Source organism: Pseudomonas sp. GZD-209, assembly GCF_049310485.1.
GTDB classification, from domain to species: domain Bacteria; phylum Pseudomonadota; class Gammaproteobacteria; order Pseudomonadales; family Pseudomonadaceae; genus Aquipseudomonas; species Aquipseudomonas sichuanensis.
On the sequence record NZ_JBMOWQ010000026.1, the window covers coordinates 17,301 to 34,891 of the forward strand.

The 17,591-nt window shown below is 63.6% G+C and carries 19 protein-coding genes and 1 pseudogene; 18 read left to right on the top strand and 2 right to left on the bottom strand.

Annotated elements, in window-relative coordinates:
- From ACO6VM_RS04210 to rpoS, 3 genes are all read left to right on the top strand, one after another.
- Entirely contained in the window at nucleotides 1–639 is a 639-nt protein-coding gene (locus ACO6VM_RS04210) for a protein-L-isoaspartate(D-aspartate) O-methyltransferase (RefSeq protein ID WP_390968088.1), read from the top strand.
- A 177-nt stretch (nucleotides 640–816) separates the two neighbouring features.
- On the top strand, nucleotides 817–1,674 hold the full coding sequence (locus tag ACO6VM_RS04215; RefSeq protein ID WP_401056707.1) for a peptidoglycan DD-metalloendopeptidase family protein: 858 nt from the start codon (nucleotides 817–819) through the stop codon (nucleotides 1,672–1,674).
- 105 nt (nucleotides 1,675–1,779) lie between these two features.
- Nucleotides 1,780–2,787, top strand: coding sequence for an RNA polymerase sigma factor RpoS (rpoS, locus tag ACO6VM_RS04220; protein ID WP_110992393.1), 1,008 nt, complete (start codon nucleotides 1,780–1,782; stop codon nucleotides 2,785–2,787).
- A gap of 468 nt (nucleotides 2,788–3,255) precedes the next feature.
- Here rpoS and fdxA read toward each other — a convergent pair whose 3' ends face one another.
- Together fdxA and mutS are read right to left on the bottom strand one after the other, a co-directional pair.
- On the bottom strand, nucleotides 3,256–3,579 hold the full coding sequence (gene fdxA / locus ACO6VM_RS04225) for a ferredoxin FdxA (RefSeq protein WP_003252355.1): 324 nt from the start codon (nucleotides 3,577–3,579) through the stop codon (nucleotides 3,256–3,258).
- 139 nt (nucleotides 3,580–3,718) lie between these two features.
- Entirely contained in the window at nucleotides 3,719–6,292 is a 2,574-nt protein-coding gene (mutS, locus tag ACO6VM_RS04230) for a DNA mismatch repair protein MutS (protein ID WP_125859881.1), read from the bottom strand.
- Between the two features lie 141 nt (nucleotides 6,293–6,433).
- On the opposite strand from mutS, the gene ACO6VM_RS04235 reads away from it, so the two are divergent.
- The 15 genes and pseudogenes from ACO6VM_RS04235 (at nucleotide 6,434) to ACO6VM_RS04305 (ending at nucleotide 17,525) form a co-directional block, all read left to right on the top strand.
- Nucleotides 6,434–7,180, top strand: a complete 747-nt coding sequence (locus ACO6VM_RS04235) for a LexA family transcriptional regulator (RefSeq protein WP_110992390.1) — start codon at nucleotides 6,434–6,436, stop codon at nucleotides 7,178–7,180.
- A 468-nt stretch (nucleotides 7,181–7,648) separates the two neighbouring features.
- On the top strand, nucleotides 7,649–8,002 hold the full coding sequence (locus ACO6VM_RS04240; RefSeq protein WP_401056704.1) for a phage holin family protein: 354 nt from the start codon (nucleotides 7,649–7,651) through the stop codon (nucleotides 8,000–8,002).
- Entirely contained in the window at nucleotides 7,999–8,496 is a 498-nt protein-coding gene (locus ACO6VM_RS04245; RefSeq protein WP_422402795.1) for a hypothetical protein, read from the top strand. Before ACO6VM_RS04240 ends, ACO6VM_RS04245 begins: the two co-directional genes overlap by 4 nt.
- Nucleotides 8,493–9,074: a phage baseplate assembly protein V gene (locus tag ACO6VM_RS04250; RefSeq protein WP_401056700.1), complete on the top strand. Its 582-nt coding sequence runs from the start codon at nucleotides 8,493–8,495 to the stop codon at nucleotides 9,072–9,074. Before ACO6VM_RS04245 ends, ACO6VM_RS04250 begins: the two co-directional genes overlap by 4 nt.
- Before the next feature lie 32 nt (nucleotides 9,075–9,106).
- Nucleotides 9,107–9,253, top strand: a pseudogene (locus ACO6VM_RS04255) (Com family DNA-binding transcriptional regulator); the annotation flags it as partial.
- Between the two features lie 95 nt (nucleotides 9,254–9,348).
- On the top strand, nucleotides 9,349–9,675 hold the full coding sequence (locus ACO6VM_RS04260; RefSeq protein WP_110992385.1) for a GPW/gp25 family protein: 327 nt from the start codon (nucleotides 9,349–9,351) through the stop codon (nucleotides 9,673–9,675).
- Complete coding sequence (locus tag ACO6VM_RS04265) at nucleotides 9,672–10,553, top strand: baseplate assembly protein (protein ID WP_401056698.1); 882 nt, start codon at nucleotides 9,672–9,674, stop codon at nucleotides 10,551–10,553. Before ACO6VM_RS04260 ends, ACO6VM_RS04265 begins: the two co-directional genes overlap by 4 nt.
- Nucleotide 10,554: 1 nt before the next feature.
- On the top strand, nucleotides 10,555–11,166 hold the full coding sequence (locus ACO6VM_RS04270; protein ID WP_347148640.1) for a phage tail protein I: 612 nt from the start codon (nucleotides 10,555–10,557) through the stop codon (nucleotides 11,164–11,166).
- Nucleotides 11,159–13,549 (top strand): phage tail protein, encoded by a 2,391-nt coding sequence (locus tag ACO6VM_RS04275; protein ID WP_401056696.1) that lies wholly within the window; start codon nucleotides 11,159–11,161, stop codon nucleotides 13,547–13,549. The genes ACO6VM_RS04270 and ACO6VM_RS04275 overlap by 8 nt, the downstream gene beginning before the upstream one ends.
- A complete protein-coding gene (locus ACO6VM_RS04280; RefSeq protein ID WP_422402796.1) occupies nucleotides 13,549–13,941 on the top strand; it encodes a phage tail assembly chaperone in 393 nt (130 codons plus the stop codon). The genes ACO6VM_RS04275 and ACO6VM_RS04280 overlap by 1 nt, the downstream gene beginning before the upstream one ends.
- Nucleotides 13,938–14,840 carry a phage tail protein gene (locus ACO6VM_RS04285; protein WP_401056694.1) on the top strand — a complete coding sequence of 301 codons (903 nt, stop codon included), beginning with the start codon at nucleotides 13,938–13,940 and terminating at the stop codon, nucleotides 14,838–14,840. Before ACO6VM_RS04280 ends, ACO6VM_RS04285 begins: the two co-directional genes overlap by 4 nt.
- Before the next feature lie 7 nt (nucleotides 14,841–14,847).
- Nucleotides 14,848–15,423: a hypothetical protein gene (locus tag ACO6VM_RS04290; RefSeq protein ID WP_401056692.1), complete on the top strand. Its 576-nt coding sequence runs from the start codon at nucleotides 14,848–14,850 to the stop codon at nucleotides 15,421–15,423.
- A gap of 97 nt (nucleotides 15,424–15,520) precedes the next feature.
- On the top strand, nucleotides 15,521–16,687 hold the full coding sequence (locus ACO6VM_RS04295; RefSeq protein ID WP_401056691.1) for a phage tail sheath subtilisin-like domain-containing protein: 1,167 nt from the start codon (nucleotides 15,521–15,523) through the stop codon (nucleotides 16,685–16,687).
- Between the two features lie 13 nt (nucleotides 16,688–16,700).
- Nucleotides 16,701–17,210 (top strand): phage major tail tube protein, encoded by a 510-nt coding sequence (locus ACO6VM_RS04300; protein WP_110992379.1) that lies wholly within the window; start codon nucleotides 16,701–16,703, stop codon nucleotides 17,208–17,210.
- A 12-nt stretch (nucleotides 17,211–17,222) separates the two neighbouring features.
- The gene (locus ACO6VM_RS04305; protein ID WP_110992378.1) at nucleotides 17,223–17,525 is read left to right on the top strand and encodes a phage tail assembly protein; all 303 of its coding nucleotides are present in this window, start codon (nucleotides 17,223–17,225) and stop codon (nucleotides 17,523–17,525) included.
- Nucleotides 17,526–17,591: the final 66 nt, after the last annotated feature.

A 17,591-nucleotide genomic window follows, 5' to 3' on the forward strand; every position in this document is an offset into this window, starting at 1 on the left:
ATGACCTCACAGCGTACCCGGGAGCGGCTGATCCAGCGCTTGTGCGAGGAGGGCGTGTCGAACACCCGGGTGCTCGACGCGATTCGCCGTACCCCGCGCCACCTGTTCGTCGACGAGGCCCTGGCTCACCGTGCCTACGAAGACACCGCGTTGCCGATCGGCCACAACCAGACCATCTCGCAACCCTTCATGGTTGCGCACATGAGTGAGCTGTTGCTGGAGGCCGGGCCGCTGGACAAGGTGCTGGAGATCGGCACCGGTTCCGGCTACCAGACCGCGATCCTGGCACAGCTGGTGGAGCGGGTGTTCTCGGTGGAGCGCATCAAAGTCCTGCAGGACCGTGCCAAGGAGCGCCTGGTCGAGCTCAACCTGCGCAACGTGGTGTTCCGTTGGGGCGATGGCTGCGAAGGCTGGCCGGCGCTGGCGCCGTACAACGGCATCATCGTCACCGCCGTGGCGCCGGAGGTGCCCCAGGCACTGCTTGACCAACTGGCACCCGGCGGGCGCATGGTCATCCCGGTCGGGCCGGCAGGGGAGGTGCAGCAGTTGATGCTGATCGTCCGCGAAGAGCACGGTTTCTCGCGCCGCGTGCTGGGGGCGGTGCGCTTCGTGCCGTTGCTCAACGGCCCGCTGGCCTGACAAAACACGGAATATTTGCGTCAGCAACGAATTCCCGCGGCCGGGCCCTGTCTATCTGGCGGGGTATCTGGCGTTCGCCGGTTCACTACGGGCCACCCCAAGCGAGGCGGCTCGGTTATAATTGCAACATTATTGCATTTTGCATCGTCATCTTTCGGCACCATGAGGGGAGCGCGGGTGGGTCACACAGGCATTCGGCAGCGCAAGGAACGATCGGTTTTGAAGCTTGTGGTGATTGCGCTGGCCATGGGAACCCTGTTGGCCGGCTGCTCCAGTACCGGCTCGAGCGGTGCGCGCGTGGTCGACCGCAACAATGCTGCGCCCAAGCGCCCGGCCGTCACCTCTGGGCAGTACGTGGTCAAGCCCGGCGACACGCTGTTCTCCATCGCCTTCCGCTACGGCTGGGATTACAAGGAGTTGGCGGCGCGCAACAATATTCCCCCGCCCTACACCATTCGTCCGGGCCAGCCGATTCGCTTCAACAGTGGTGCCGGTGGCAGTACAACGGTGGTCACCAGCAGCCCATCTTCGTCGAGCAAGACCACAGTCATTCGCCGCCCGGTCGGTACCCCGCCGCCGCCGGCGAACAATGGCAAATCGGCCACTTCGGCGTCTTCGTCTTCCTCGCAAACGGTTGCCCAGGTGCCCGCCGCAGAGCGCGCCGTTGGCGGCTGGACGTGGCCGGCGAACGGCGTGCTGATTGGAAAATTTGCTTCAAACGGCAGTTTGAATAAAGGCATTGATATCGCCGGTGATTTGGGACAGCCTGTTTTTGCTGCCGCTGATGGTGCAGTGGTTTACGCGGGGAGTGGCTTGCGGGGCTACGGCGAGCTGATCATCATCAAGCACAGCGATACCTACGTCAGTGCCTACGGCCACAACCGCAGGCTTTTGGTTCGGGAGGGGCAGCAGGTCAAGGCAGGGCAGACGATCGCAGAGATGGGATCCACGGGCACTGATCGGGTGAAGCTGCATTTCGAGATTCGCCGCCAGGGTAAACCCGTCGACCCACTCCAGTTCCTGCCACGCCGTTGATCTTTGTCCCAGCCTGTTCCTCCGACGTAGAGGGGACAGGCTCCAGCGCTACCACGGAAAGGTGACGCTCGAGTCTGAGTTCGAACTCAGCAAAGGACTATAACAATGGCTCTCAGTAAAGAAGTGCCGGAGTTTGACATCGACGACGACCTGCTCCTGATGGAGACAGGCATCGTTTTGGAAACGGATGTGGTGTCAGACGAACCTGCTGTACCTTCGGTTCGGACCAAGTCGAAACAGAGCGCATCGCTCAAGCAGCACAAGTACATCGATTACAGCCGGGCGCTCGATGCCACCCAGCTGTATCTCAACGAAATCGGCTTCTCGCCTCTGCTCTCGCCAGAGGAAGAAGTGCATTTCGCGCGCCTGTCGCAGAAGGGCGACCCCGCAGGGCGCAAGCGCATGATCGAAAGCAACCTGCGCCTGGTGGTGAAGATCGCCCGTCGTTACGTCAATCGTGGCCTGTCGCTGCTCGACCTGATCGAGGAAGGCAACCTGGGCCTGATTCGTGCGGTGGAGAAGTTCGACCCCGAACGCGGCTTCCGCTTCTCGACCTATGCCACCTGGTGGATCCGCCAGACCATTGAGCGGGCGATCATGAACCAGACCCGCACCATCCGCCTGCCGATTCACGTGGTCAAGGAGCTCAACGTCTACCTGCGTGCTGCGCGGGAGTTGACGCAAAAGCTCGACCATGAGCCGTCACCGGAAGAGATCGCCAACCTGCTGGAGAAACCGGTAGCCGAGGTCAAGCGCATGCTCGGTCTCAACGAGCGGGTTTCGTCGGTGGACGTCTCGCTGGGCCCGGACTCCGACAAGACACTGCTGGACACGCTCACCGATGACCGCCCCACCGACCCTTGCGAGTTGCTGCAGGACGATGATCTGTCGCAAAGCATCGACCAGTGGCTGGGCGAGTTGACCGACAAGCAGCGTGAGGTCGTCGTGCGTCGTTTCGGTTTGCGCGGCCATGAAAGCAGTACCCTGGAGGATGTGGGCCTGGAGATCGGCCTGACCCGCGAGCGGGTGCGGCAGATCCAGGTCGAGGGCCTCAAGCGCCTGCGCGAGATCCTCGAGAAGAACGGTTTGTCCAGCGAGTCCTTGTTCCAGTAGCACTGACGTCGCCGCAAAAAACGCCCCGATAATCTCGGGGCGTTTTTGTTCATGCAGGCGAAATGTTTAGTTATCTACCCTTGTGCTATCGCGTGTAAGCGATCGCTTACTTGTGATGTAAGTAATCGTTGTAGGGGTTAGTAAATCAATGTCGTTTTCACTGACGTACTTTTTCTAAGCTATTGAATATAAAGCTATTTTTTGGTGTTAGCGATTGTTGCGCCTGAAATCTCTTGAGAGATTCGCCGCTTGCCGGCGCCGTGGGAATCGCTAGTATTCGAACTGTGCCGACGGACAGGCACAGGTGCTCAGGATGAGTACCAGGACATCGCAGGGAGCGATTCATCAGGACGATGAGTGGGATATACAGGGACTACGGAAAAAATGTGGGCGGGTCAAACCGCCCCTTTTTTTTGCCCGCTGAAAATGAAAAAAGGCCCATTACGGGCCTTTTTTGCATCTGGACGATCAGCGTTCCAGATCGGCGATCTTGCCTGGCTTGCCGTCCCACTCTTCAGCGTCGGGCAGAGCGTCCTTGCGCTCGGTGATGTTCGGCCAGATCTCCGCCAGCTCGGCGTTCAGCTCGATGAAGTTCTCCATGCCGGAAGGCACTTCGTCTTCAGAGAAGATGGCCTGGGCCGGGCACTCTGGCTCGCACAGTGCACAGTCGATGCACTCGTCCGGGTGAATCACCAGGAAATTCGGGCCTTCGTAGAAGCAGTCCACCGGACAGACTTCCACGCAGTCGGTGTATTTGCATTTGATGCAGTTGTCGGTGACGACGAAGGTCATTTCTAATTCTCTCCTCAGGCGACGGCAGCTTGCCCTTCCTTCCAGGGCAGCGCGGTTCACGTTGGTGGCTGCAGGCCAGGCTAATAACCTGCAGCGCTCGCGAACCGCGCCGGATTCTACCAGCTTGTGTGGGTGGCCGTTATAACAGGTTCTTCAGTTGATATAGCATTTCGATAGCTTGGCGCGGGGTCATGTCGTCCAGCTCCAGCTTGCCCAGCTTCTCGATGGCCGGGTGTGGCAGGCTGGCGAACAGGTCGCTTTGGTGCGGCACGCCCGGCTCGCCCTTGCTCTTGCTGGCAATCGGCGTTTCATGGGGCAGGCTGGTGGTTTCCAGGCGGCCCAGGTGCTCACGGGCACGCTGGATCACCGGCCCCGGCACGCCCGCCAGTTGCGCCACGGCCAGGCCGTAGCTCTGGCTGGCAGGGCCAGGCAGCACGTGGTGCAGGAACACGATGCGTTCATTGTGTTCGGTGGCGTTCAGGTGCACGTTGGCCACCAGCGGCTCGCTCTCCGGCAGCACGGTCAGCTCGAAGTAGTGCGTGGCGAACAGCGTATAGGCACGCAACTGGGCCAGGCGCTCGGCGGCGGCCCAGGCCAGCGACAGGCCGTCGAAGGTGCTGGTGCCGCGGCCCACTTCGTCCATCAGCACCAGGCTGCGGTCGGTGGCGTTGTGCAGGATGTTGGCGGTCTCGCTCATCTCGACCATGAAGGTCGAGCGCCCGCCGGCCAGGTCATCGCTGGAGCCGATACGGGTGAAGATGCGATCGACCAGCGACAGCTCACAGCGGGCTGCCGGCACGAAGCTGCCGATATGGGCCATCAGCACGATCAGGGCGGTCTGGCGCATGTAGGTGGATTTACCGCCCATGTTCGGGCCGGTAATGATCAGCATGCGCGTGCTGTTGTCGAGCCCCAGGTCGTTGGCCACGAACGGCGTGGTCAGTACTTGCTCGACCACCGGGTGGCGGCCCTGCTCGATGCGCAGGCAGGGTTCGTCGACGAAGCTGGGGCAGTTCAGGTCCAGGTTCAGCGCGCGCTCTGCGAGGTTGCTCAACACGTCCAGTTCAGCCAGGGCGGCAGCGCTGTCCTGCAGCGGTGCCAGGTGGCCGATCAGGGTTTCAAGCAGGGCGTCGTAGAGCATCTTCTCGCGGGCCAGGGCGCGGCTCTTGGCCGACAGCGCCTTGTCCTCGAAGGCCTTGAGCTCCGGGGTGATGAAGCGCTCGGCGCCTTTGAGCGTCTGGCGGCGAATGTAATCGCCCGGCGCCTGCTCGGCCTGCTTGGTCGGCAATTCGATGAAATAGCCGTGTACGCGGTTGTAGCCGACCTTGAGGTTGGCCAGGCCGGTACGGGCTTTCTCGCGGGCTTCGAGGTCGATGAGGAACTGGCCGGCGTTCTCGCTCATCGCCAGCAACTCGTCGAGCTCGCTGTCGTAGCCGGTCTTGAGCACGCCGCCGTCGCGGATCACCGCGGGCGGGTTGTCGATGATCGCCCGCTCGAGCATACCGGCGAGTTCGGGGTAGGTGCCGGTGATCGCGGCCAGGCGCGCCAGGTGCGGCGCCTCGAGCTCGGCCATGGCGTTCTGCAGCTCGGGCAGGGCGCCGAGGGCGTCGCGCAGGCGCGCCAGGTCACGCGGGCGCGCGTTGCGCAGGCCGATACGCGCCAGGATGCGTTCGAGGTCACCGATCTCCTTGAGCTGCGGTTGCAGCTTTTCGAAGCGGTAGCCGTCGAGCAGGCAGCGGATCGAGTCCTGACGCGCCTTGAGTACTTTGAGGTCGCGCAGCGGGCGGTTCAGCCAGCGGGTCAGCAGGCGGCTGGCCATGGCGGTCTGGCAACGGTCGAGCACCGACTGCAGGGTGTTGTCGCGGCCACCGGCCAGGTTGATGTCCAGCTCCAGGTTGCGGCGGCTGGCGGCATCGAGGATGACGGTGTCGTCCATGCGCTCGTGGCGCAGGCTGCGCAGGTGGGGCAGGGCGGTGCGCTGGGTTTCCTTGGCATAGGTCAGCAGGCAACCGGCGGCGCCGATGGCCAGGGTCAGCTTGTCGCAGCCGAAACCTTTGAGGTCCTTGGTTGCAAACTGCTGGCACAGGCTCTTGCGCGCCGAGTCACGGTCGAAGTCCCACGGTGCACGGCGGCGAGCGCCCGGGCGCTTCTCGGCCGGCAGGCCCTGGGGCCAGTCATCGGGGATCAGCAGCTCGACCGGGTTGATGCGCTCAAGCTCCGCCAGCAAGTTCTCCCAGCCCTTGATTTCCTGCACGCTGAAGTTGCCGCTGGTGATGTCCAGCACTGCCAGGCCGAACAGGCGTTCATCGCCCAGCAGGGCAGCGATCAGGTTGTCGCGGCGCTCGTCGAGCAGGGCCTCGTCGCTGATCGTGCCAGGGGTGATGATACGCACCACCTGGCGCTCCACCGGGCCCTTGCTGGTAGCCGGGTCGCCGATCTGCTCGCAGATCACCACCGATTCGCCGAGCTTGACCAGCTTGGCCAGGTAGCCTTCCAGCGAATGGAACGGAATCCCGCACATGGGGATCGACTGGCCCGCCGACTGGCCGCGGGCGGTCAGGGTGATATCCAGCAGTTTCGCGGCTTTCTTCGCATCTTCGTAGAAGATCTCGTAGAAATCGCCCATGCGGTAGAACATCAGCTGGTCCAGGTGCTGGTTCTTCAGCTTCCAGTACTGCTGCATCATCGGGGTGTGTGCGGAGAGATCAGACATTCAGGGCCTTACAGCGGGTGGTCTGGTGGCAAAATGCGAAACGCGTAATGGTACAGGCTTTTTACGCCTGCTGCAGGGCGTATGGGTGGGGCAAAACTACGCGCCGCGGGGTGATTGCATTTACCTTGGGTGGGCGGCATTATGCACGCTATGCAAAAACGCAACGTAGCCTCCACTCTCAAAGCGCTGCTCGAACGCCACGGCCTGTCCCCGACGGAGCTGCACCGGCGCACGGGCATCCCGCAATCCACGCTTTCGCGCATTCTCAGCGAAAAGATCGTCGACCCTTCCGACAAACACGTGTCGAAGATCGCCGAGTATTTCGGCGTGAGCACCGATCAACTGCGCGGCCGTGCCGAACTGGGCGACACCCGTGAAGCGGCGCCGCGCACCGAGGCGCATGCGGCGCTGAGCGATATCAGCTTGTGGGACGATGAAACCCCCGTCGAGGATGACGAGGTGTCTGTTCCTTTTCTTCGTGAGGTCGAGTTGGCAGCAGGATCAGGAAGATTCGTCATCGAAGAAAGCGAGCACGCACGCTTGCGCTTCGGCAAACGCAGCCTGCGCCACAACGGCGTGCAGTTCGACCATGCCAAGTGCGTGACGGTGCGTGGCAACAGCATGCTGCCGGTGCTGCGTGACGGCGCTACGGTAGGGGTCAACACCGGCAGGTGCACCATCGGCGATATCATCGATGGCGATCTTTACGCCATCAACCACAACGGCCAGCTGCGTGTGAAGCAGGTCTACCGGTTGCCCACCGGCATCCGCCTGCGCAGCTTCAACCGTGATGAGCACCCTGACGAGGACTATAGCTTCCAGCAGATGCAGGACGAGCAGATCAGCCTGCTGGGCCACGTGTTCTGGTGGGGCATGTACGCGCGCTGACCCACCTTGATTCCCGACGAAAACCCGCTCCGGCGGGTTTTTTTTCGTCCGCAGAAAAGCCCTACACCTCACGTCCAACAAGCCCTTCATGCATTTAAGCAAAATCAAATGCATAAACAGTTGAATAAATGCATTGACTGCATATGCATTGATGCATAACCTGTGTCTCAAGCCGGTCAGCAACCGGTTGTTACACAGGCAGCGATGAACAGGCCTCAACTGTTCAGAGGGTTGGCAACTGGCCCGGGTGTGCAGCGTAAAGCACCACGATCAGTTATCCGGCGGGCAGGTGGCCGCGGTCGGAGACACCAATTTGAAGCGGAACCGCGCGGCGTCACCAGTCGTGGCCAGCGGTTCGCCAACGCATTACTGAAAAGCCTGCAAGCCGGGCTTTTTGGAATGCCGAAGGCAACAACCCTCCGTTCGCCGGCATGTCGCCGGCGGGCATCACACAAGGAGTACAGGACAGTGACGAACGAGCAACAGACGTTGCTGGAAATGCCGCTCTGGCTGGTGATCGTCCTGGCATTGCTGGGCGGCCTCAGCGGCGAAATGTGGCGCGCCGACAAGGCCGGTGCCCGAGGCTGGTCGCTGGTCAGGCGGCTGGCGCTGCGATCCGGGGCCTGCATGGTCTGCGGGGTTTCAACGGTCATGCTGCTGTATGCAACGGGCATGTCGATATGGAGCGCCAGCGCCTTTGGTTGCCTGACGGCGATGGCCGGCGCTGATGTGGCCATCGGCCTATACGAACGATGGGCCGCCAAGCGCCTGGGTTTGCGCGAACCGATCAACGGTGATCAACCCTGGAAGGAGGATGCATGAGCCAGTTGGCGATGTTGCAAACGACGCTGACCCAGACCATTCGTGAGGCGATACCGGATCTTGCGTCGGTAGAGGCCGAAGCAGCTGTAGGAAGCAACACGGCGTTACCGGCCCTGCGCCACGGCATCGTCAGCATGGTCGCCGATGCCGCCCCCCGGGATGGTCGTTCGGTACTGGCGATCACCTTCGAGGCCGATATTACCCCGGACACGGCCAGCACGGACGCTCGGCTGCAGGGCAGCGAGCTGGCGGCGCAACTGATGGACCTGCTGCGCCAGCAACTGTGGGGCCTGGAGTTCGTCGAGGCGACCCGCAATGTCCAGGCCCAGTACCTCGGGGGCCAGTGGAAGGTGCGCTGGGACCAGCCGGTGCTGTTGAGCGAGCCACGCTGGGAATGGCCGGACCAGCCGCCGGGCAGCCTGCTGCTCGGTTTCGACCCCGACACCGGCCTCGGTAACGCAAGCCGTTACATCAAGCCGGAGGACTTGGCATGAGCTACGCCAGCGCCATGCACGATCGCATGTTGGCAGCCCTGGTGATCCCATGCCGGGTAGTGGCGGTGGACCTGGCTGCTGCCCGGGTGCGTGTGAGTGACGGCGATGGCTGGACCAGCACCTGGGTGCGCTGGCACGCACTCGCTGCCGGCAAGGCCCGCCACTGGCGTGTGCCCAGCCTGGATGAACAGGGTGTTTTGGTAAGTCCCAGTGGCGAGCCCGCGCAAGGTACCTTCGTGCCGGGCCTGTATGGCAATGCTGGCGCTGCCCCGGACAGCCGCGATCATGTCGAGGTCTGGCGTTTCGACGACGGAGGCTCGCTGAGCTACGACTGGCAGGCCAGCCGCTACGACATCCAGCTGCCCAATGGCAACGCCAGCATCAAGGTGGGCGCCAGCACACTGCAGGTCAGCGATGCCGGCATCACGCTCGAGACGTCAGCCATCACCCTCGATTCCACGTCCATCACCCTCACTGGCAACGTCGCCATCAATGGCCCGCTGTTGGTCAGCGGTGACATCAACGGCGGCGGTCGGATCATCGATACCGCCGGCAACACCGCCAATCACAAGCACTGAGCCCACCCAATCGATGCCAGGGAGGCAAGCCCATGCTCAAAGACCTGCGCTGCGGCCATTGCGCGCGACTGCTCGCCCGCACGGGCGATTTCACCGAACTGCAGATCAAGTGCCCGCGCTGCGGCACCTTGAATCATGCCAAGGCCTCGAGCCCTGCGCGATCGCCTGCGAGCGACCAGAGTGCGCAGCTTTGCGCACGCCATCACGCTCTTCTACAGGTAGAGAACGCCATGCATATTCATGAACGGGGTGCGCCTGCGTCGGGAGGTGCCCCATGATCGGCCTGGACCGCCGTACGGGGCAGCCTCTGAGCGGCATCGCCCACCTTCGCCAATCCATCGAAGACATCCTCACCACCCCCCTCGGCAGCCGGCGCATGCGCCCCGACTATGGCAGCCAGTTGCGTCGCTACGTCGACCTGCCGGTCAACGACGGCTGGAAGAGCGCCGTGCAGGCCGAAGTTGCCCGGGCCCTTGGGCGCTGGGAGCCGCGCCTGGCACTTGAACGGGTGCGGGTGGTGGCGGTGCTCGATGGCCAGGTCAGCCTGGCCCTGAGCGGCCGTTATCTGGGCGACGACGCACTGCTGGAGGTGAGCGTATGAGCCAGGTCGACCTGTCCAGGCTGCCAGCGCCCCAGGTGCTCGAAGACCTCGATTTCGAGGCGATCTACCAGGATGACCTGGACACCTTCCGCAGCCGCCTGGGCGACGGTTGGAACGCCTTGCTGGAGAGCGACCCGGTCACCAAGCTGTTGGAAGTCGGGGCTTACCGCAAGCTGCTCAACCGGGCGCGGATCAACGACGCGGCCAAGGCGCTGCTGCTGGCCTATGCCGAGGGCAGCGACCTGGAGCAACTGGCCGGCAACGTCAGCCTGCAACGCCTGGTCATCCAGGCTGCGGACCCAACCGCCTTGCCGCCTGTCGAAGCATTGCTGGAGTCCGACGACGCCCTGCGCGAGCGGGTGCAGTTGGTCTACGAAGGCTTGACCACCGCCGGCCCGCGCAACAGCTACATCCTGCATGCCCGCAATGCCTCGGGGCAGGTTGCCGATGCCACGGCCGAAAGCGCGTCGCCAGCCGTGGTGGACATCACCGTACTGAGCCTGGACGGCGACGGCACCGCCAGCCCGGCACTGCTGGCCGAAGTGGCCAGCTACCTCAACGACGACGACATCCGTCCGGTCGCCGACCGGGTGGTGGTGCGCAGTGCCGAGATACTGCCGTATCGCATCGATGCCGTGCTGCACATGGCCGGCAGCGGCCCGGAGTACGAAGCGATCCTCGCCGAGTGTCGACGGCGCCTTGAAGGTGCCATCAACCCACGACGGCGCCTGGGCGTTGAGGTAGCGCGTTCGGGTATCGATGCGCTGCTGCACATCGACGGCGTCAGCCGGGTCGAGCTGATCGGCTGGGCCGACCTGCAGCCGAGCAAGGCGCAGGCGGCCTGGTGCAGCGGCTTCGACCTCAAGCGCGGAGGCTGACATGCAAAGCCTTCTGCCGCTCAACCGCACACCCCTTGAACGCGCCCTCGAGGCGGCCGCCGACGAAGACCTCAAGGCGGGGCTGCGTACCTTGTACAACCCCGACAGTTGCCCGGCGCATCTGCTTTATCAACTGGCTTGGGCCTGGTCGGTAGACCGCTGGGACGACAGCTGGAGCGAGACGATCAAACGGTCGGTGATCCGCTCGGCGTTTTTCGTGCATGCCCACAAGGGCACGCTCGGCGCGTTGCGACGGGTGGTCGAGCCCTTCGGCTATCTGATCGAGGTGCGTGAATGGTGGCAACTCGAGCCGGTCGGCGTACCCGGCACCTTCGCCCTCAAGGTGGGGGTGGAGGAGGCCGGAATCGATGAGCAGACTTACCAGGAACTGAGCCGCCTGATCGACGACGCCAAACCGGTCAGCCGCCACCTCATCGGCCTCGATATCAGCCTCGAAAGCCTGCTGCCGGCCTACCAGGCGGTTGCCCTCAATGAGGGCGAACTGCTCGAGGTGTACCCCTGGGAAGCGGCGGACATCGACGTGCACCTGGGCGCCGCGCACTGGGTAAACGAAACCACTCTGGACATACTGGACATCTACCTCAATGGCTAACTCAACCACTCAATTCGGTGGGTTCCTGACCAACGTCGGCATCGCCCAGCAGGCCAACACCGCCGCGCTGGGGCTGCCCTGGAACATCACCCACATGCTGATCGGCGATGCCGGCGGCGAACCCTCGCAAACCCCGGACCCGACCCCGAAACCGACCCAGAGCGCGCTGGTGCGCCAGGTCTACCGTGCGCAACTCAACGCGCTCTACCAGTCGCCAGCCGACCCCGGCGTGCTGGTGGCCGAGCTGGTGCTGCCGCCGGAGACCGGCGGCTGGTGGATCCGCGAACTGGCGCTGGAAGACGCCAACGGCAACTTCATTGCCGTGGCCAAGCCGGCGCCCAGTTACAAGCCACTGCTGGCGCAAGGTTCGGGGCGCACCCAGACCATCCGCATGCACGTGGTGTTCGGCAATCTGGCCAACGTCACCCTGAAGATCGACCCGAGCATCGTCCTGGCCACCCGCGACTACGTCGACAAGGCCCGTGAAGCGGCAGAACTGTACGCCCGCAATCAGCTCAAGGCCCATGTGGAGGCCGCCGACCCGCATCCGCAATACCTGCGCCGCGCCGATGTGGCCAAGGACGCCGGGCCGCTGGCCTGGCTCGGTGCGGCCAGCGGCACTGCAGATGCGTTGGTGCTGACGCTCAAGAGCAGCGAGGCGGCGCTACCTGCCTACGCGGCTGGCCAGCGCTTCCAGTTCCAGGCCGTCGCCACCAACACTGGCGCGGTAACGGCACGCATCAATGGCCGGCCGGCGGTGGCGGTGAAGAAGGCCGGCACTGGCGGTCTGGTCGACCTGGTCGGCGGTGATGTGCGCGCCGGGGCGCTCTATGACCTGAATTACGACGGTACTTACTTCCAGCTGGGTGGCGGTGTCAGCAGCGGCCGGACTTTTGAAAGGTTTTCGTTTGCGGCCTCGCTGGGGCAAACGGTATTCAATGCCCCGCATTCGATTGGGAGCACCGTCGTCCTGCGTAATGGCCGGGAAGTGACCGACTACCTGGCGGATGGCCAGAAGATCACCTTCCGTGCTCCTTGTGGCATGGGGGAGGCGGTGGAGATCCTGGCATTCGGCACTTTTCAGGCGGTCGACACGTATACCAAGGCCGAAATCGATATGTTGGTGAAGAAGGCCTCGGCACTCCCGGTCGGCACCATGCTGCCGTTCCCCAAGGGCCCGGTGCCGTTGGGCTTTCTCGAAGTCAATGGTAGTGAGAAGAGCGCTGCGGCTTTTCCGGACCTGGCTGCGTACCTCGGCTCGACGTTCAACACCGGTGGTGAGGCCGAGGGGGTCTTCCGCTTGCCAGATTCGCGCGGGGAGTTTCTGCGGGGGTGGGACAACGGGCGCGGAATCGATCCAGGGCGCAACCTTGGTAGTTGGCAGCAGGCGGATTTTCCCTCCCATAACCATGAGTTCAAGGATCGTGCGGGGCTCAGCTCTACTGCTGCTGGCAACAACTTGACTGTCCCGTCCAACGTGCGAGTGGGTAATCCATCTGGCAGCCAGACGACCGCTGATACCGGCGGCATGGAAAACCGCCCGCGCAACCTGGCGGTGATGTGGTGCATCAAGGCCTGGAGCGCGCCGGTCAATCAAGGGCAGCTCGATGTAGCAGCCCTGGCTTCGCAAGTCCAGGCGTTGAGCCTTGAGCTTTCTGGGCCGCTGCCCTTTGCAGCTCTGGATTTTCCGACGGTCGCGACGGCAGATGGCCGGCTGGCAGTCATTGGGGCTGCCATGGAAGGCGGTGGTGGCAGCGTTACGGTACCGGCCGGCGTGCTGATCGCCCTGGCCGAAGCAGATCCGGCAAAGGCGCTGGGCAGACCACGCGTGGTGGAAACCATCGAGTGGACCAGTGTCGCGCTGCCAGTCAATGCCACGTTGTATCTTCGCGGGAACATCAGGGACCGGGCGCTGCAACTGTACATCGCACCAGGTACCGATACCGATCCAGTCCCCGTCGCGTTGCGTTCCGAGTCGGGGCAGGCGGCCTCGGGGTTCGATTCAACGGTTGTCGATGTGCTCTTGGCCAAGATCATGACTGGCGCGCCGGGCTCCGTCCCGAGTGTATTGCCGCTGGCAAATCGTAAGCGTCTTGAGGCAGTCGCCCATTGGTCCGGGGCGTTCGGAGCCTACACGCTCTCACTCAACTGGGCTCGGACCCCACGGGCTTATGTCGTCAGTTTTGCGGATTACGACGATTACACCAAATCGGACTACGCAATCTTCGCTGAACCTGTGGGCAGCAACTCAAGCGGCAGCGTTATAGGCGCGACCACAGGTTTCAGTGACCGGTATACCGGGCGTGTAGGCATCAGTGCCTGGATCCCCACCGGTTCGCCAGGCTCAGGAAAAATCAACGCACGCGTACGGTGGGAGGCATGATGAAAGCACTGATCCAGGATGGCGCTGTTGTTGGTTTCGTAACGGGAGACGCCATGGGTGAAAGGCTCCCGGAGGGGCTGTCGGTTGGTGTCGGTTGGCGTTTTGAGCGAGGCGTTTTCATCGCACCGGTTGACGCGCCGCTGCCTGGCGCATCGTCGTTGGTCGAGCGTGCATGGCGCGATGGAGAGCTGGCGCAATGGCTCTGGTTGCGTGACCGTCATCGCGACCAATTGGACCTTGCTGTCGATACGACACTGACAAGTGAGCAGTTCAGCGCACTGCTGATTTACCTGCAAGCGCTCCGCGATTGGCCCCAGTCGAACGCATTTCCCGACGCGTCGGCTCGGCCTATGCCGCCGACTTTTCTTGAACAGATGAGGATGGACCAATGAGCCGTGCTGATGACCTAGCCGAACTGGAGCGCGGCCTGCTCGCAGTGCGTGGGCTGAACAATACCCCAATTACCGTGAGCAAGGTGCTTGCACCCCATGAAACCGGCGTGCTGCTGGTCGACGCCTCGGCCGGTGCGGTCACTATCACCCTGCCCCCGGCCAGCCGGCTGATGGATGTGCGGGTGCAGCGCGTCGACAACAGCGGCAATCGCCTGGTCGTACAGGCGGCCGGTGGCGAAACGGTCAAGTTCCATACCCGGCTGCGTGCGGCGGGCTATGCGTTCTTTGTGCTGATGGGCGCCGGTGACTTCTGGCACCTGCGCAGCGACGGCGCCGGCGCGTGGGTGCCGCTTGATCGGTTGGACAACACTGCTCTGGGCCGCCCTGTCTTCGAAACTTCGACTGCGCTCAATCCGGGGGGCTGGGGCCTGCCGAACGGCGGGCTGTTCAACCGTGCAGACTGGCCGTGGCTCTGGGACCACGCACTGCAATCCGGGATGCTGACAACTGAGGCCTTGCGGTCCGGCATGGAAGGTGCTTGGACTGATGGCGACGGTGCTGCCACGTTCCGCGTGCCTGAGCTGCGCGGCGAGTTCCTGCGCGCTCTGGATGAGGGGCGCGGTGTGGACGCGGCTCGCGCGGCCGGCAGTCGCCAGCGTGGCTCTCTGGTGGTCGCGGACTACCCGAGCGGCGGCCAAGGTGCGACCGCCTTGGCGCCGACAGCCTTACAGGGCGCTGCGGACTATGGATATGACCCTGCGGTTTACACGGAGTGGGCCGGCAGCTATACGGTCACCACAGCAGCGTTAACCCCTGTCGCGCCAGGCGGCTCCCCGTACATGTTTGGAATGTCCCGCCCGCGCAACCTCGCTTTCCCTGCACGTATCAAGCTGATTTGAGGGCAACATGCATACCTACCTTATCGAACCGTCCGGCGCCTTGAGTGGCCCTGTCGCGCTGCCGGAGGTGCCAGGGCTCGGCGCCCAGCTACCGGCCAATGCCTTCACCCTGGACAAACCGCTGACCAAGCCGGGCGCTGGCCTGGTGTGGGCAGTATTTGACGGCCAGGCGCCGGTGCAGATCGAGGACGACCGGGGCCTGTACTTTCGCACCGATACCGGCGCCCAGGTGACGCGCATCGAGCTGGGGCCGCTGCCCGAGGGGCTGACCCCCGAGCCGCGCCCTGATGACCTGCACGTCTGGAGTGGCCAGGCCTGGGTGCTGGACCCGGCTGCCCAGGCGGCCCACGCCGCCGCCAGTGAACGGGCATGGCGTGACGCTGCAATCGCCCGCCACGAATGGCTGGTATCGCGGCATCGCGCCGAGCGCGACCTGGCTCGTACTACCACGCTGAGCGGTGAGCGCTTCAATGAATTGCTCGCCCACCTGCAAGCCCTGCGCGACTGGCCGGCCAGCGTAGCTTTCCCATCGATCGATAAACGCCCTGTGGCACCGCCATGGGTCGCCGAATACATCCAATGAAGCCCCGCACCGCCGGGGCTTTTTTTCACCCGCAAACAACCTCTCAAGGCCCTGCACCCGCAGGGCCTTTTCATACCCGAACCTGGAGTAAACCTGTATGAGTGGATTCTTCCACGGCGTCACCGTGACCAACGTCGACACCGGCGCGCGCAGCATCGCGCTGCCGTCTTCCTCGATCATCGGCCTGGTCGATACCTTCACCGAAGGACCGAACGTCACCGCCAAGGCCAACGACCTGGTGCTGATCACCAGCGAGCGCGAGGCGGTTGCGGCGTTCGGCCTGAATGCGCCGATCACCAAGGCCTGCCGCGCCATCTACAGCCGCGCCAAGGCGGTCATCGTTGCCTGCGGCGTGGCCAAGGTCGAGGACGCCGCCGAGCAGACCTCGGCGATCATCGGCAACGTGCTGGCCGACGGCAAACGTACCGGCCTGCAAGCGCTGCTCGACGGCAAAAGCCGCTTCAACGCCCAGCCGCGCCTGCTGGTGGCGCCGAAACACAGCGCCACCCAGGCCGTCGGCACCGCGCTGGTGGCCCTGGCCGACAAGCTGCGCGCCATCGCCATCATCGACGGTCCCAACAGCACCGATGAGGCGGCCATCGCCTACGCCAAGAACTTCGGCGCCAAGCGCGCATTCCTGGTCGACCCGGGCGTGCGCTACTGGGACAACGACGCAGAGGCCACTGTCGACGCACCCGGCTCGGCCTGGGTCGCCGGCCTGTTCGCCTGGACCGACCGTGAATACGGTTTCTGGGCTTCGCCATCTAACAAGGAGTTCGTCGGCATCACCGGCACCACCCGCGCGGTGGAGTTCCTCGATGGCGACGATAGCTGCCGCGCCAACCTGCTGAACAACGCCAACATCGCCACCATCATCCGTGACGACGGCTTCCGCCTGTGGGGCAACCGCACCCTGTCGAGCGACCCGAAGTGGGCCTTCGTCACTCGGGTGCGGACCATGGACATCGTCATGGACGCGATCCTCTACGGCCACAAGTGGGCCGTCGACCGCTCCATCACCGCCACCTACGTCAAGGACGTCACCGAAGGCCTGCAGGCCTTCATGCGCGACCTGAAGAACCAGGGCGCGATCATCAACTTCGAGGTCTACGCCGACCCGCAGTTGAACACCGCCAGCCAGCTCGAGCAGGGCAAGGTGTACTGGAACATCCGTTTCACCGACGTACCGCCTGCCGAAAACCCCAATTTCCGCGTTGAAGTCACTAACCAGTGGCTGACCGAAGTCCTCGATTCCGCCGCTTAAGGAGCGCATTTACATGGCAATGATTCCCGAAACCCTGGCCAACCTGAACCTGTTCGTCGATGGCGTCAGCTTCCAGGGCGATGTACCCAGCCTGACCCTGCCCAAGCTCACCCTGAAGATGGAGGAGTACCGCCCTGGCGGCATGGACATGGCGGTCGAGATGGACCAGGGCATGGAGAAACAGGAAGCGGCCTTCACCACCACCGGTGTGCGCCGCGAGTCGCTGAAGTTCTTCGGCCTGGCCGACGGCAACGGCTTCAACGGCACCTTCCGCGGCGCCTTCAAGGGCCTCAAGGGGCAGATCAACCCGGTGGTGGTCACCCTGCGCGGCACCCTCAAGGAAGTCGACATGGGTGACTGGAAGTCCGGCGACAAGGCCGAGATCAAGCACAGTGTCGGCGTCACCTACTACAAGCTCGAAGTGGACGGTCGGCTGGTTTACGAGATCGACGCTCTGGGCATGAAGCGGGTGATCGACGGTGTCGACCAACTGGCCGCCCAGCGCGCCGCCCTTGGCTTGTAAGGAGAACCTGCAATGGCTCAAGCGAAGAAATTGCCGCAATGGATGATGCTCAGCGCCGAGCGGGTGACTGTGCGCCTGTCGCGCCCCAGCGAGGCCAATGGCCTGCAGGTGGACAGCCTGTCGCTGCGGGCGCCGACCGTGCGTGACATTCGCAACGCGCAGCTCGGTGGCGCAGGGGACGACGAGCAGCGTGAGCTGAACCTGTTCGCCTCGCTCGCAGAGGTTGGCGTCAAAGACCTCGAAGGCCTGGCCCTGAAGGACTACAGCCGCCTGCAGAGTGGCTACTTTCGCCTGGTGCAGGACGACGAAGTTTGATCCAGCCCGGCAGAAGGCCGCCGCACGGCGGCTGGCCAAGGAGCTGAACTTTTCCGCCAGCGAAAT